The 14,532-nt window shown below is 69.6% G+C and carries 15 protein-coding genes; 3 read left to right on the top strand and 12 right to left on the bottom strand.

Annotated elements, in window-relative coordinates:
* Positions 1–10 precede the first annotated feature (10 nt).
* From smc to AC5Y31_RS02080, 5 genes are read right to left on the bottom strand one after another with little or no spacing between them, the layout of a single operon-like run.
* Positions 11–3,601, bottom strand: a complete 3,591-nt coding sequence (smc, locus tag AC5Y31_RS02100; RefSeq protein WP_499977677.1) for a chromosome segregation protein SMC — start codon at positions 3,599–3,601, stop codon at positions 11–13.
* Between the two features lie 19 nt (positions 3,602–3,620).
* On the bottom strand, positions 3,621–3,902 hold the full coding sequence (locus tag AC5Y31_RS02095) for an acylphosphatase (protein ID WP_499977675.1): 282 nt from the start codon (positions 3,900–3,902) through the stop codon (positions 3,621–3,623).
* A complete protein-coding gene (locus tag AC5Y31_RS02090) occupies positions 3,889–4,305 on the bottom strand; it encodes an OsmC family protein (RefSeq protein ID WP_499977674.1) in 417 nt (138 codons plus the stop codon). Before AC5Y31_RS02090 ends, AC5Y31_RS02095 begins: the two co-directional genes overlap by 14 nt.
* Positions 4,306–4,353: 48 nt before the next feature.
* Complete coding sequence (locus AC5Y31_RS02085) at positions 4,354–4,740, bottom strand: nuclear transport factor 2 family protein (protein ID WP_499977672.1); 387 nt, start codon at positions 4,738–4,740, stop codon at positions 4,354–4,356.
* A gap of 51 nt (positions 4,741–4,791) precedes the next feature.
* Positions 4,792–5,004 (bottom strand): hypothetical protein, encoded by a 213-nt coding sequence (locus AC5Y31_RS02080; protein ID WP_499977670.1) that lies wholly within the window; start codon positions 5,002–5,004, stop codon positions 4,792–4,794.
* 217 nt (positions 5,005–5,221) lie between these two features.
* Here AC5Y31_RS02080 and AC5Y31_RS02075 point away from each other — a divergent pair, with 217 nt between their 5' ends.
* Positions 5,222–6,325 (top strand): helix-turn-helix transcriptional regulator, encoded by a 1,104-nt coding sequence (locus AC5Y31_RS02075; RefSeq protein WP_499977668.1) that lies wholly within the window; start codon positions 5,222–5,224, stop codon positions 6,323–6,325.
* Between the two features lie 28 nt (positions 6,326–6,353).
* Positions 6,354–7,133: a PIG-L deacetylase family protein gene (locus tag AC5Y31_RS02070; RefSeq protein WP_499977664.1), complete on the top strand. Its 780-nt coding sequence runs from the start codon at positions 6,354–6,356 to the stop codon at positions 7,131–7,133.
* Between the two features lie 4 nt (positions 7,134–7,137).
* Here AC5Y31_RS02070 and mutM read toward each other — a convergent pair whose 3' ends face one another.
* From mutM to sepIVA, 4 genes are read right to left on the bottom strand one after another with little or no spacing between them, the layout of a single operon-like run.
* Positions 7,138–7,974, bottom strand: a complete 837-nt coding sequence (mutM, locus tag AC5Y31_RS02065; protein WP_499977662.1) for a bifunctional DNA-formamidopyrimidine glycosylase/DNA-(apurinic or apyrimidinic site) lyase — start codon at positions 7,972–7,974, stop codon at positions 7,138–7,140.
* 2 nt (positions 7,975–7,976) lie between these two features.
* On the bottom strand, positions 7,977–8,696 hold the full coding sequence (gene rnc / locus AC5Y31_RS02060; RefSeq protein ID WP_065024451.1) for a ribonuclease III: 720 nt from the start codon (positions 8,694–8,696) through the stop codon (positions 7,977–7,979).
* Positions 8,693–9,307 carry a YceD family protein gene (locus AC5Y31_RS02055; protein WP_499977655.1) on the bottom strand — a complete coding sequence of 205 codons (615 nt, stop codon included), beginning with the start codon at positions 9,305–9,307 and terminating at the stop codon, positions 8,693–8,695. Before AC5Y31_RS02055 ends, rnc begins: the two co-directional genes overlap by 4 nt.
* 39 nt (positions 9,308–9,346) lie before the next feature.
* Positions 9,347–10,084, bottom strand: a complete 738-nt coding sequence (gene sepIVA, locus AC5Y31_RS02050) for a cell division protein SepIVA (RefSeq protein ID WP_065024449.1) — start codon at positions 10,082–10,084, stop codon at positions 9,347–9,349.
* A gap of 143 nt (positions 10,085–10,227) precedes the next feature.
* Here sepIVA and purU point away from each other — a divergent pair, with 143 nt between their 5' ends.
* Positions 10,228–11,178 (top strand): formyltetrahydrofolate deformylase, encoded by a 951-nt coding sequence (purU, locus tag AC5Y31_RS02045; RefSeq protein WP_499977651.1) that lies wholly within the window; start codon positions 10,228–10,230, stop codon positions 11,176–11,178.
* On the opposite strand, the gene AC5Y31_RS02040 is transcribed toward purU, so the two are convergent.
* From AC5Y31_RS02040 to AC5Y31_RS02030, 3 genes are read right to left on the bottom strand one after another with little or no spacing between them, the layout of a single operon-like run.
* On the bottom strand, positions 11,175–13,172 hold the full coding sequence (locus AC5Y31_RS02040) for a 5-oxoprolinase/urea amidolyase family protein (protein WP_499977647.1): 1,998 nt from the start codon (positions 13,170–13,172) through the stop codon (positions 11,175–11,177). The two genes, purU and AC5Y31_RS02040, sit on opposite strands and share 4 nt — an antisense overlap.
* Positions 13,169–13,774, bottom strand: a complete 606-nt coding sequence (locus tag AC5Y31_RS02035) for an urea amidolyase associated protein UAAP2 (protein WP_499977644.1) — start codon at positions 13,772–13,774, stop codon at positions 13,169–13,171. The genes AC5Y31_RS02040 and AC5Y31_RS02035 overlap by 4 nt, the downstream gene beginning before the upstream one ends.
* Positions 13,768–14,502, bottom strand: a complete 735-nt coding sequence (locus tag AC5Y31_RS02030; protein WP_499977642.1) for a DUF1989 domain-containing protein — start codon at positions 14,500–14,502, stop codon at positions 13,768–13,770. Before AC5Y31_RS02030 ends, AC5Y31_RS02035 begins: the two co-directional genes overlap by 7 nt.
* Positions 14,503–14,532: the final 30 nt, after the last annotated feature.

Genomic DNA, 14,532 nt, shown 5'->3' with positions numbered 1-14,532 from the left:
ACGGCCGGGTTCACGCTTGGCTGGAGACGAGTTCCTCACCGCGGATGCGCTGGGAGATCACCGCGGTGATCCCGTCACCTTGCATGGTCACCCCGTACAGCGCGTCGGCGACCTCCATCGTCGGCTTCTGGTGGGTGATGACGATCAGCTGCGAGCGGGCCCGCAGCATCTCGAACAACGCCAGCAGGCGACGCAGGTTGGTGTCGTCGAGCGCGGCCTCGACCTCGTCCATGATGTAGAACGGCGACGGTCGGGCCCTGAAGATCGCGACCAGCATGGCGATCGCGGTCAGCGACTTCTCGCCGCCGGACAGCAGCGACAGCCGCTTGACCTTCTTGCCGGGCGGGCGGGCTTCGACGTCGACACCGGTGGTCAGCATGTCGGACGGGTCGGTCAGCAGCAGCCGGCCCTCGCCGCCGGGGAACAGCGCCGCGAACACCTCGGTGAATTCGCGTTCCACATCGGCGTAGGCGTCGGTGAACACCTGCAGGATGCGGGCGTCGACGTCCGAGACCACGTCGAGCAGATCCTTGCGGGCCGCCTTGACGTCCTCCAGCTGGGTGGACAGAAAGTTGTAGCGCTCTTCGAGTGCGGCGAACTCCTCCAGTGCCAGCGGATTGACCCGGCCCAGTTCGGCCAGTTCGCGCTCGGCGCGCTTGGCCCGGCGCTCCTGGGTGGGCCGGTCGAAGGGCATCGGGGCGGGCGCGGTCACCTGCTCGCCGCGTTCGCGGGCCTGCTCGAATTCGGCGAGCTCCAGCTCGGTCGGCGGCAACGGAACCTCGGGGCCGTATTCGCCGATCAGGTCCGCCGAGCTCATGCCGAACTGTTCGAGCACCGTCTGCTCGAGTTGCTCGATGCGCAGCGCTGCCTGCGCCTTGGCGACTTCGTCGCGGTGCAGCGACTCGGTGAGTGCGGTGATCCTGGTACTCAGCGAGTTCACCTCCTCGCGAACCGCGGCCATCGCGGCGACCCGCTGCTGACGCTCGCCGGCCAGCCCGTCTCGGATCCGCGCCGCCGTCGCCACCACCAGCTGCAAACGCCGGGCCAACGCTGTCCCGGCCTCGGCCACCGCGGCCGCCGTGGTCGCGGCGAGCGCACGGGCCGCGCGGGCCTGTTCGGCGCGCACCCGCGCCTCGCGTTCGGCGGCGGCGGCCCGGCGCAGCGAATCCGCCTTGCCCCGAACGGCATTGGCGCGTTCCTCGGCGGTACGCACCGCCAGCCGGGCCTCCACCTCGACGCTGCGGGCCGCCTCGGCGGCGGCCGCGATCTGCTCCCGGTCCACCGGCTCGCCAGCGGCGGTCGGCTGGTCCTGCTCGGCGTTGCGCAGCCGGGCCTCGATCTCGCCGAGCTCGGTGACGGCCTGCGCCCGGCCGGACTCCAACTCGTCGCGTTCCCGCATCCGGCGGCGCCACTCGGTCTCGGCGGCGCGGGCGTCCTGGCCCAGCCGGCCCAGCCGCTCGTGGGTCGCGGCGATCGCGGCGTCGGATTCGTTGAGCGCGGCCAGCGCCTGCTCGGTGGCGTCCTGGCGGGCGGCCTGCTCGGCCAACGCGCCCGACAGGGCCGCACTGAGCTGTCCGACCTGTGTTTCGGAGCCGGCCAGCTCGCCGCGCGCCTTGTCGATCTCGCTGTTGATCTCCAGCGTCGAAGGCTTGCGGTCCGAACCGCCACTGACCCAGCCCGCCCCGACCAGGTCGCCGTCGACGGTCACCGCCCGCACGCCGGGGCGGGCGGCCACCAGATCCAGGGCTGCGGGCAGATCGGGGACCACCACCACCGACGACAACATCGCGGTCATCGCGCCGCGCAGCCGGTCGGGGGCCTCGATCAACTCCAGCGCCCACTGCGCCCCGTCGGGCAGGCCGGTCTGTTCCACCGGCTGCGACAGCGGCCAGTCCCCCAGCACGATCGCGGCCCGCCCGCCGTCGGCACTCTTCAGCGCGTTCAGCGCCGTGCGCGCCGCACCGGCGTTCTCGGCGGCCAGCGCGTCGGCGGCCGAGCCGAGCACCGCGGCCAGCGCCGCCTCGTAGCCCGAGCGCACTCTGACCAGCGTGGCGATCGACCCGAACAGCCCGGACCCGCTGTGGTTCTGGGCCAACCAGGCGGCGCCGTCGCGGCGTTCCAGTCCCATCGACAACGCATCGATACGGGCGCGCAGGGAGGCCACCTGCCGTTCGGCGCCGCGCTCGGCGGCCTGCAGCTCGGCGACCCGCTCATCGGCCAGGCGCAACGCGGCCACCGTCCGCTCGTGCTGCTCGTCGAGGCCGACCTCGCCTTGATCGAGCTCGCCGACCCGGCTCTGCACCGTCTCGAACTCCGCCTGCGCGGCCTGGGCGCGCGTGGCGGCTTCCTCGATGCGCGCCGACAGCTGCGCCACGTGGGCGTCGATCGACTCCACGCGCGCCCGGATCGTCTCCACCTGACCGGTCAGCCGGGCCAGGCCCTCGCGGCGGTCGGCTTCGGCGCGCACCGCGGCCAGGTGCGCCTTCTCGGCCTCGGCGCTGCGACGTTCGCGTTCGGCCAGCTCGGCACGGGCGGCCTCCAGCCGGGTGCCGGCCTCGGTCAGTTCGGCCAGCAGCTGCTGCTCGGCGGCGGCCACCTGCTCGGCCTCGGCCTCCAGCGCGTCCGGGTCGACGCCGCCGGTGGCGATGGGGTCCTCGTCGAGATGCTGGGCGCGGTCGCTGGCGATGCGCACGGTGGCACTGACCCGCTCGGCCAGCGCGGAGAGCGAGAACCAGGTCTGCTGGGCGGCCTCGGCGCGCTGAGTCAAGGTGGCGACCGCGGACTCGTGCGCGGTCAGCTCGTCGGCGGCCACCGTCAGCCGCTCGGTGATCTGGTCGTGTTCGCGGCGCAGCGTCGCCTCGGCGTCAGTGGTTCCGGCGAACTCCGTCTGCCGGGTGACCAGGTCGTCGGCCGTCAGCCGCAGCCGGGCGTCCCGCAGGTCGGCCTGGATGGTGGCGGCGCGGCGCGCGACCTCGGCCTGGCGGCCCAACGGTTTGAGCTGACGGCGCAGCTCCGTGGTCAGGTCGGTCAGCCGGGCCAGGTTGGCCGACATCGCGTCGAGCTTGCGGACCGCCTTTTCCTTGCGCTTGCGGTGCTTGAGCACACCGGCGGCTTCTTCGATGAACGCCCGGCGGTCTTCGGGCCGCGATTCCAGGATCTGCGACAGCCGGCCCTGACCGACGATGACGTGCATCTCACGCCCGATGCCCGAGTCGCTCAGCAGCTCCTGGACATCCATCAGCCGGCAGCTCGCGCCGTTGATCTCGTACTCGCTGGCGCCGTCGCGGAACATCCGGCGGGTGATCGACACCTCGGCGTACTCGATCGGCAGGGCGTTGTCGGAGTTGTCGATGGTGACGGTGACCTCGGCGCGGCCCAATGGGGCGCGTGAGGAGGTGCCGGCGAAGATGACGTCTTCCATCTTGCCGCCGCGCAGCGTCTTGGCGCTGTGCTCGCCCATCACCCAGGCCAGCGCGTCGACCACGTTGGATTTCCCGGACCCGTTGGGCCCGACCACCGCGGTGATGCCCGGCTCGAACCGCAGAGTCGTCGGCGCGGCGAAGGACTTGAAGCCCTTCAGCGTCAGACTCTTGAGGTGCACGGGGTGTGAGACTACCGGTCTAACGTTCGCTGAATCCGTTGATCGGCTCGGTGGCGACCGCCCAGTCGGCGACCACGGTGTCCACCCGGCCGGGAGTGGAGCCGCCCTGCAGCAGCTCCAGCAGGCGCTGGCAGTTCTCGCGCGGCCCCTGCGCGACAACGTGCACCCTCCCGTCTGGGCGGTTGGCGGCGTAACCGGTCAGCCCCAGCTCCAGCGCGCGCGACCGCGTCCACCACCGAAAGCCCACCCCCTGGACCCGGCCGTGGACCCAGGCGCTGAGCCGGGCGTCAGGGCCGGCCACGATCGGCGACCTCGAAGCGCACCTCGGTGCCGGATTGCAGCGTGCGGCCCACGGTGCAGACCTGGTCGACGGCGCGGCGTACGACGGTCAGCAGCCGCTGCTTCTCGGACTCGTCCAGAGCCGACAGGTCCAGCTCCAGGGTCTCCGCCAGCAGCGGGTAGCGCTCCTGGTCCCGGTCGGCTGGACCGCAGACCTGAATCGTCGCCGGGTAGTCGTCACCGAGCCGGCGCGCCAGCGGGGCGTCGCTGGACATGCCGCTGCACGCCGCCAAGGCGATCTTCAGCAGTTCGCCGGGGGTGAATACGCCGTCGACGTCTTCGCTGCCGACCAGCACCTGCGCGCCCCGGGAACTGTGGCCGGTGTAGCGCCGGGTTCCGGTTCGTTCCACCCACAATTGCGTCATGGGGACATTTTTACCGCCAACCCGGCGCCTCGCTACGCCGGCGGTCGATCAGACGGCCGCGACGTTCTTTCGGCCGTACTGGCGTTCCATCATGGCGGTGTCGCCGTACACCTCGACCCGCAGCGTCTTGCCGTTGCGGATGGTGTAAACCTCGGCGCTGTGCGAACGTTCGCCGCCGATGGAGGCTTCACTGAGCACCACGACCGTGTCGCCGTCAGCCAGGAAACGATGCGGAGCGATGGTCGGCTCCTTGGCGGCCAACCGCGCCAGGAACTCGCCGAGTTCTGCCTTGCCCCGGTAGGTTCCGCTGACCGCGCTCTCGCCCGGTTGCACCCATTCGATGTCGTCATCGAAGACCGCCATCAAGGCTTCGCTGTCGCCGCTGGCGAACGCCTGATAACCGCTCCGGACCAGTTCGATGTTCTGCTCAGACATCCTTCGATTCCTTTCGTGGGTATTGCCTTTGTCCCCGGCCAACTTTCGTCGTCACAGCCGGTACATCTCCCGGGACATCCGCGCGTTTTCGATGTACACCGACTCGAATTGCGGGAAGAGATCTCCGGGTTCGAGCAATCTGCTGCGGACGCGGCAAATCGCGACGATCAATGCTGCGGCAACCTCATGGCCGCGCTGTTGCACATGATGTGCGGCGGCGCCGAAGGCAGTCGCCAACCCGGGGTGGATGGCCAGTTGCGCCATGACCGTCACCTCCTTGCGCCAGTGATATTTTCGTGTCCGTAAACCACCGGCGAACACATCTTCAGGCAAGCACCGCGGCCGTGAAATTGCCTCATCCCAATGGATGAGATCCGAGTACACTTTTGCGGCAAGAAGACAGCGGTCTTCCCAGCGCTTCGCAACGGGGGGATGCGGATGTGTGGGATGCGCAGGCCGATCGGGGAATTCGGGGTAGGCGATGTTCGCGATCGATGAATTCTCACAACTGATCGCTGGTATTTACTCCGCGGTGCTGGCCCCGGAGCAATGGAATACCTCCATGGCGGCGATCGCCCGCGCCTTCGACGCGCACACCGCTTCGCTGGTGTTCAGCGACAACGACTCGCGCATCATCAAGTACGCTCAGATGCCGCCGTCCGCGGCGCAGGCCTATGCGGCGCACTACGAACGGTTGGACCACGTGCTCTGCGCGGTCGAGGCGGGCCCGGTCGGGGCAGTGCGAACGGGCGCAGAACTGATGTGGCCCTACCAACATTGCGAATTTCAGATCGATTGGGCGCGCCCGAACGGGCTGGACGACGGGCTCTTCGTGCGCCTCACCAACGGGCCGGCGGTCACCAGCCTTGCCATCGCGAGTGTGAAGAAATCGGATCGGTTCGACAGTCCGGAGCACCTCGCACTGATCGACCATCTCAGCACCCATCTGCAGCAGGCGCTGCGTATGCAGGGCCGCCTCGAGGACCTCGATCACCGCAGCGGCGACCTCGCCCGGGCCAGTGAGGCCGTCAGCCACGGGATCGTCATCGTCGAAGGGCGCAGGGCGATCTACGTCAACTCTGCCGCCGAGCGAGTTCTGTGCGCAGGTGACGGTTTACGGATCGACAACGGCTGCATCAAGGCTGAAGCCCGCCGCGCCGACGCGGAGTTGGAACGCAGCATCGGCCGCGCAGCGGATCTGGACGGCTGCGACATCTGGGGTGGCTCCTTCCTGTGTGCGCGGACCTCGGGCCGGCGGCCCTATATCCTGCATGTGCTGCCGATCGAACCGAATCCAGTTGCGGCGCTGCATGCCAAGCGAGCGATGATCATCATCGTCGATCCCGAGCGGCAGCCGGAACCGCCGGCTACGCTGCTGCGGCGCCTGTACGGCCTGACGCAAAGCGAGGCGCAGGTAGCCCTGTTGGTGATGCGGGGCGAGGGATTGGCTCCGATCGCCGAGGCGTTGTCCGTGTCGCTGAATACCGTGAAGACCCACCTGCGGCATGTGTTCGACAAAACCGGTGTGCATCGCCAGGCCGAACTCGTTCGCCTCCTGAGCACCCTTGACCCGCTGCAGCGGTGAGGATGCGCGCCGAGCATACTGATCGTTCATGGCCACCGTCGTCGCGTTCCATGCCCATCCGGACGACGAGGTGGTGCTGACCGGCGGGACCCTGGCTCGCGCGGCAGCCGGCGGGCATCGCGTGATCGTGGTGGTGGCGACCGACGGCCGCGTCGGTGCCGACGACGACGGGGATATCCGACTCACCGAACTACGTTCCAGCGCAGACGTTCTCGGCGCGAAGCGGGTCGAATGCCTTGGTTACGCCGACAGCGGGTTCGGCGCGGAGTTCTATCCCGACCCGCCGGGCCGGGTCCGATTCGCCCGTGCCGACACCGAGGAGGCGGCCCGGCGGCTGGCCGCCATTCTGCGCGAGGAGGAAGCCGACCTGCTGTTGAGCTACCAGGCCAACGGTGGCTACGGGCATCGTGACCACGTGCAGGTGCATCACGTCGGCAAGCGGGCCGCCGAACTCGCGGGCACACCGCGGGTGTTAGAGGCCACCATGCCCCGGGAGACGTTGATCCGAGTCGCCAATGCCGCTCGGCTGTTGCGGTTGCCGGCGCCCTACGGGCGCGACGTGCTTCGCACCGCGTACGCACCGAGCTCATCGATCACCCACCGGATCAACGTCTTTCGGTTCGCCCGGCAGAAGCGCGACGCGCTCGCCGCGCACCGTTCGCAGATCGGCACCACCGGTGCGGCGGCGCGCCTGTTCGCGGTGTTGATGCGGCTTCCTCCGCAAGTGGCCGGGCTGATGTTCGGCCGGGAGTGGTTCGTCGATCCGGCACTGCCCGCGGGGCGGGTGTACCGCGACATCTTCGAGTGAGCCGTCAGCGCTGGCATTTCGGGCAGTAGTACGACGAGCGGTTCATGAACTTCGCCCGGCGGATCGAGGTACCGCAGCGCCGGCACGGCTCGTCTTCGCGGCCGTAAGCGTCCAGTGACCGGCTGAAGTAGCCGGACTCGCCGTTGACGTTGACATACAGCGAATCGAACGAGGTGCCCCCGGCGGCCAGCGCGTCACCCATCACCGCCGCGGCGGCCTCCAACAGTGCTCGCAATCGGGGGCGGGACAGCGTGTCGGCCATCCGAGTGCCGCGGATGCCGGCGCGCCACAGCGCCTCGTCGGCGTAGATGTTGCCGATCCCGGAGACCACCGTCTGGTCGAGGAGTTGACGTTTGATCTCCGAATGCTTGCGCCGCAGCACATTCACCACTGATTCGGCGTCGAAGTGCGGGTCCAGCGGGTCGCGGGCCAGGTGCGCCACCGGCAGCGGGACCCTGCTGCCGTCGACGGTGACCAGGTCGGTGAGCTGCCAGCCGCCGAACGTCCGCTGGTCGACGAAGCTGACCAACGTATCGTCGTCGAGCACCGCGGCGATCCGCAGGTGTTTGGTGTCGGGCAGCTCGCCCAGCAGCATCTGTCCGCTCATGCCCAGGTGCACCACCAGCGCCTCGTCGGTACTGAGCAGCAGCCACAGATACTTGCCGCGGCGGTCGGTGCCGGTGATGCGGGCACCGAGCAGCCGGCCGGTCAGGTCGGCGGGGCCGGCCTCGTGGCGGCGCACCGCGCGCGGGTGGTGGACCCGCACACCGGTCATGGTGCGGCCCATCAGGTGGGTGTGCAGGCCGCGGCGCACCACTTCGACCTCGGGAAGCTCCGGCATCGCTACCCGGACGAACCGGCGGCCGGGGTGTCGGAGGCGTCCAGCGCCGTCCAGGCCGCCGCCGCCGCCTTTTGTTCGGCTTCCTTCTTCGACCGTCCGACGCCGGCGCCGTATTCGGTGTCGGACACGACGACGACGGCGGTGAACTCCCGGTCGTGGTCCGGTCCGGTCGAGCTGACCTGGTAGCCCGGCACGCCGAGGCCGCGGGCCGCGGTCAGCTCCTGCAGGCTGGTCTTCCAGTCCAGGCCCGCCCCCAGGGTGGCCGCGGTGTCCAGCAGCGGCCCGAACAGCCGCAGGATCACCGCGCGCGCGGTGTCGATGCCGTGCTGCAGGTACACCGCGCCCAGCAACGACTCCATCCCGTCGGCCAGGATGCTGGCCTTGTCGGCCCCGCCGGTGTTGATCTCCCCGCGGCCGAGCAGCAGGTGGGCGCCCAGGCCGTCGTCGGTCAGCCGGCGCGCCACAGCGGCCAGCGCGGCGGTGTTGACCACGCTGGAGCGCAGTTTGGCCAGGTCGCCCTCGGGCCGGTCGGGGTGGCGGTGGAACAGTTCGTCGGTGATGGTCAGCCCGAGCACGGCGTCGCCGAGGAATTCCAGACGCTCATTGGTGGGCAGGCCGCCGTTCTCGTAGGCGTAGCTGCGGTGGGTGACCGCCAGCGTGAGCAGGTCGTCGGAGAGGTCCACTCCGAGTGCGTCGAGCACGGCCTGCCGGGGACGGCTCACCGGTCACCGTCGTCGGTCACCTGCGTGCCCGGGGGCCCGGCCATTTCGGCGAGCTTGGCCCAGCGCGGGTCGATCTTGTCGTGGTGGTGGCCCGGTTCGGCCCCCTCCACACTGGCCAACGCGACTCCGCAGTCCGGGCACAGGCCCGGGCAGTCGGGGTCGCACAGCGGGGACAGCGGCAACGCCAGCCCGACCGCGTCGACGATCGCCTGCTCGAGGTCCACGGCGTCGTCGACGACGCGGCCGATCTCGTCGTCGTCGGTGGTGGCGTCGGTGGTGCTGTCCGGGTAGGCGAACAGCTCAGTCAACTCGACCTCGATGTCGCCGGTCAGCGGTTGCAGGCAGCGCGCACATTCGCCCGCGGTCGGCCCCGACACCGCGCCGGTGACCAGCACGCCCTCGGAGACCGACTCCACCCGCAGATCCAGCTCGACGGCGGTGTCGGAGGGGATCGCCACCAGGTCCAGCCCGATGCGGCGCGGGCTGCGGCGCTGCTCGTGCAGCGCGATCATCGAGCCCGGACGCCGGCCCAGCCGGGCAACGTTCACCACGAACGGCGACGGCAGCTTTCGCCGCCCGCTCTTCACGCCTGCGTCCGGGTGCCTTGCCATGCCGCGATTCTACGCAGCGGGCGCCACCGCGCTCGCCGGTCAGCGAGTCGCGTAGTCGTGGGTGCCGGCGGCGGTGCGCAGTTGGTGACGGCCGCGGTTGATCGAGCGCAGCGTGCCGTTGAGGAAGTCCTCGAACTCGGCCAGCTTGGCGTCGACGTAGATGTCGCATTCGCCGCGCATCCGGTCGGCCTCGGCGTGCGCCGAGTCGATCAGCCGGGTGGCCTCGGCCCGCGCCGAGGTCACCACCTCGTTCTGCGAAACCAGCCGCTGCTGTTCCTTGATGCCCTCCTGAACCGCCTTCTCGTAGGCGGCGTTGCCGTTCTCGACCAGCCGGTCGCATTCGGCCTGGGCACGGCTGGTCGCGGTCTCGAACTCACGCTTGGCGGTCGCGGTCAGCCGGGCGGCTTCCTCGCGGGCTTCGCCGAGCATCCGCTCGCTGTGCCCGCGCGCCTCGGCCACCATCCGGTCGGCCTGCCCCTTGGCGTCGGCCAGCAGCCGGTCGGCCTCGGCGCGGGCGTGGCTGACCAGCGAGTCGGATTCGGCGGTGGCGGAGCTGACCATCGAGTCCGCGTGTTCCTTGGCCTCGTTGAGCACCGAGTCGCGGGCGTCGAGCACGTCCTGGGCGTCGTCGAGTTCGCCGGGGATCGCATCCCGGATGTCGTCGATCAATTCCAGGACGTCACCGCGGGGCACCACGCAGCCGGCCGTCATCGGCACGCCACGGGCTTCTTCGACAATGGAGCCCAGTTCGTCAAGGGCTTCGAACACTCGGTACACGGCAGCACCCTCCAGGCATCGTTGTTGTTACCAGTGTGCCCTCTGTTACGTATGTGACTGCGTTAGCTGCTCGGTGTGTCGGATTTTGGTCCACTTCACCGGTAGCCTGGCCCGTTGGTATTCCGGATCGGCGAAGGGCGGCCATGACGAACGGTTCCGGGGAGGCTCGGGGGCCCGCGGGTTCACCGACGCCGGCACAGCCGCCGCAGGCCCATCCGCACCGGTCCGGCGCTCAACCGGTGACCGACATCGGCCGGCTGCTGCTGCGCTGTCCCGACAGCCACGGCATCATCGCCTCGGTCAGCGCCTTTTTGGCCGAGGCCGGCGCCAACATCATCTCGCTGGATCAGCACTCGACGGCCCCCGAGGACGGGACGTTCGTGCAGCGGGCGATCTTTCACCTGCCCGGCCTGCCCGCTGCCATCGACGAACTCCAACAGCGGTTCGGCGCCACGGTGGCCGAGCGGTTCGCGATGCACTACCGGTTCGCCGAGGCCGCCAAGCCCAAGCGGGTGGCGATCATGGCCTCCAAGGCCGACCACTGTCTGCTGGATCTGCTGTGGCGCAACCGGCGTGGCGAGCTGGAGATGACCGTGGCGATGGTGATCTCCAATCATCCGGACCTGGCCGAACAGGTACGCCCGTTCGGGGTGCCGTTCTTCCACATCCCCGCCACCCGCGAGACCCGCGCCGAAGCCGAACAGCGTCAGCTGCAACTGCTCTGCGGCAACGTCGACCTGGTGGTGCTGGCGCGCTACATGCAGATCATCACCGGTGAGTTCATCGAGGCGCTTGCCTGCCCGCTGATCAACATCCACCACTCCTTCCTGCCGGCGTTCATCGGTGCGGCGCCCTATCAACGAGCGCGAGAACGTGGCGTCAAGCTGATCGGTGCCACCGCGCATTACGTCACCGAGGTCCTCGACGAGGGGCCGATCATCGAGCAGGACGTGGTGCGCGTCGACCACACCCACAGCGTCAGCGATCTGGTGCGACTGGGCGCCGATGTGGAGCGAGCGGTGTTGTCGCGGGCGGTGCAGTGGCACTGCCAGGACCGGGTGATCCGGGTCGACAACGAAACGGTGGTGCTCTAGGGGCTTCCCGCGGCGGCCCCGATTTCGCCGGCCCGGCGCCAGGCGCTGCGTTCAGCGGCGAACGCCGCCGTTTGTTGCCGGCGGAATCCGGCGATGGCATCGGCGTTGCCGTCCAGGAACCGGCGATAGTCCGGCAATGAGAACTCGCCGTCGGTGATCTCGACCCGGCCGCGTCCGGCCGCGGTGTCGGCCCGCAACTCCAGTAGCTCCTCGGCGGATACCGGATAGAAGCTGATGCGGTCGAAGTAGCGCAGCAGCCAGAGGGTTTCGGGATCGAACAGCCCGGCGGTGGCGTGCCGGTGATTCCACACCTGGGTGGTGCGCCCGACGAACTGGTAGCCACCGGGTCCCTCGATGCCATAGATGCACAAGTAGGCGCCGCCGATCCCAACGGCGTTCTCCGGCGTCCAGGTGCGGGCCGGGTTGTACTTGGTGGTGACCAGCCGGTGTCGCGGGTCCAGCGGGGTGGCCACCGGGGCGCCGAGGTAGATGTCGCCCAGGCCCAGCACCAGGTACTGCGCGTCGAACACGATGTCGTAGACCTGCGAGATGTCGTCGAGTCCGTTGATGCGCCGGATGAATTCGATGTTCGACGGGCACCATGGCGCGTCGGGCCGCACGCCGTACTCATAGCGGCGAATGGCCTCATGGGTGGCGGGGTCGTCCCAGCTCAGCGGCAGGCGCACCGAGCGGCTCGCCACGACAAGCTCATCGCACGGCGGGAGCGCGTCGTCGAGGGCGGCCACCTGCTCGATCACCTCGGCGCATGAGGACAACTCGGTGTCGAACTGGATCTGCAGGGACCGCACACCGGGCGTCAGTTCGGCCAGCCCGGGCAGTCCCCGCTGCCGAAGTTGGTCGTAGAGCACCTGCACCCGCGCTCGTAGCGCCAAATCCAATGTCATCGGCCCGTATTCGAGCAAGACCCCGCCGTCACCGGCACGTCGCAGGGTGACGGCGGTGCCGTCACGGCCGGTGTAGCGTTCTAGCACGCCGTCGTCGCCGTCGCCGGAGCGCGAGACCACGACGGGCAGTGCCGCGCGCCGCTGCGCACTCAGCACTGTTGCCGGTGGGGCGTGCTCGGCCCGGATCGGCACCAGCCGCACGGTGTCGCCGGGTGCCAGCTGGCCGAGTTTCCAGCGGTCGCCGCGCACCACCGTCACCGGGCAGACGAATCCGCCGAGGCTGGGGCCGTCGGGCCCGAGCAGGATCGGGGTGTCGCCGGTGAAGTCCAGTGCGCCAACGGTGTAGGCGGTGTCATGGATGTTGGACGGGTGTAGGCCGGCGTCTCCCCCGTCCTGACGCGCCCAGTGCGGTTTCGGTCCGACCAGCCGCACGCCGGTGCGGTCGGAGTTGAAGTGCACGGTGTAGTCGGTGCGCGTCAGGGTGGCCATATCGGCGCGGGTCAGAAATTCCGGCGCGGCGTGCGGCCCCTCGGTCACCGCCAGTTCCCAGTGCCGGCCGATACTGGGCTGGCTCTGGCTGGGTACGCGGGTGAGCGCCGGTGCGGTGCCGTCGCCGCCGGCCGCGCCGAGTCGGTCTCCTTCGCGCAGGGCCCGCCCATGGTGCCCGCCGAACGCGCCCTGGGTGAAAGTCGCAGCACTGCCGAGGTATTCCGGCTCCGATAGCCCGCCCTCGACGAGCAGATAGCAGCGCATGCCGGGCCCGACAATGGTGCCGATCTCCAGTAGGCCGCCGTCCGGTACCCGCACCGGCCGCCACTGCGACGCCGGGGCACCGTCCACGCTGACCGGCACCGCCGCACCGGTGACGCAAATCCAGGCGGACTTCGAAAAGCGCAGAGCGGGGCCCGCTTTGGTGCATTCCAGACCGGCCGCGCCTTCGGAGTTGCCCAGCACCCGGTTGCCGAGGCGAAACGACAGATCGTCCATCGGCCCGGACGGCGGCACTCCGACATGCCAGTAGCCGACGCGCCCGGGCCAGTCCTGCACGGTGGTGAACACGCCCGGGCGGACCACCTCGATACCGATCATTGCCGGGTGATCACCATGCGCACCGGAGTCGGGTCAAAGCCATTGCAGGGGTTGTTGATCTGCGGGCAGTTCGACACCAGCACCAGGGTGTCGATCTCGGCCTGCAGCGTCACGCCTTTGCCGGGCGCCGAGATGCCGTCGACGATGCCCAGTGTGCCGTCGGCTTCGACCGGCACGTTCATGAACCAGTTGATGTTGGAGACGATGTCGCGTTTGCCCAGCCCGTGCTTGGCGCCTTCGAGCAGGAAGTTCTCCACGCAGGCGTGCTGGTGGGCGGTGTGGTGGCCGTAGCGCAGCGTGTTGGACTCCTGAGAGCAGGCCCCGGCGATGGTGTCGTGGTTGCCGACGTCGTCGGCGACGACGGTCATCAGGGCGGTGCCGTCGGCACTGCGCAGCGCCGTACCGGTGCTCACGAAGATGTTGCGCTGGGCGGCGACGGTGGCCTGAGCGCTGTAGCGGCGGGTGTGATCGTTGGCGTCATAGAGCAGGCAATCCACCGCCTGGTTGCCGTGCAGGTCGATGATCTGCAGCCGCTGCCCGGCGCGCACCACCGCCGACCAGGGTGCGCGGGCCGGCACCACATCCTCGGAGATGATCACCATGCCGCCACCACCGCCTCGGTGTTCTCCAGTGCCCGCAGGTATTCCGGGTCTTGATTGGACAGCGCGCTCAGTTGCTCGCCGGCCTTCCAGGCCAGCACATCCATCGCGGTCGACGGCGGGTCGGGATCCAGCGGGTGCGCGGTGTTGGCCACCACCAGCACCGCCGGCAGGTGGATCAACAGGTCGACTGCCGCCCCCGGCCCCGCCGACCCGGTGAATTCCAATGCGCCGCTGGAAGGATCGACCCGAACACCCCGAAACAACGCCACCGACGGCGCCACGTCGCGAATGTCCATCCCGTGCTTGATCGCGCCCAGCAGTAGCTGCTGCCGGCCGGTGGCGTCGGGTCCGCACAGCAGGTCGTGGTGACCCGAGGAGTCGGCGACGACGGTGGCCAGGACGCGGCCCTGATCGGACAGCAGCGGATGGCCGGAGCCCAGGTACGCCTGCCAGGGCACCTTCATCGTGTCGGCGACGTTGAGCCGCTCCCAGGGCGCTTCGGCGCGGTAGAGCAGCAGATGCGCGCAGGCGCCGCCGTCGGCGTCGATCAGCCGGATCCGGCTGCCGCGGGCCAGCACCTTGGTGGCGTAGCCATCCGCCGGGACGGACTCGGCCCAGAACAGCGTCGTCGGGTCGACGTCGTCGGGGACCGCCGGTACCCGCATCTCGGCCTGGTGCGCCTGAGCGCGGGCGTGCGAACGGGCGCCGCCGGTCGAGGCGGTACTCATCGGTGTGTCTCCTCTCGACATCCGCACCCT

It is taken from the genome of Mycobacterium sp. NGS18 (assembly GCF_059813185.1).
This window is presented reverse-complemented; position numbering and strand designations above follow the sequence as displayed.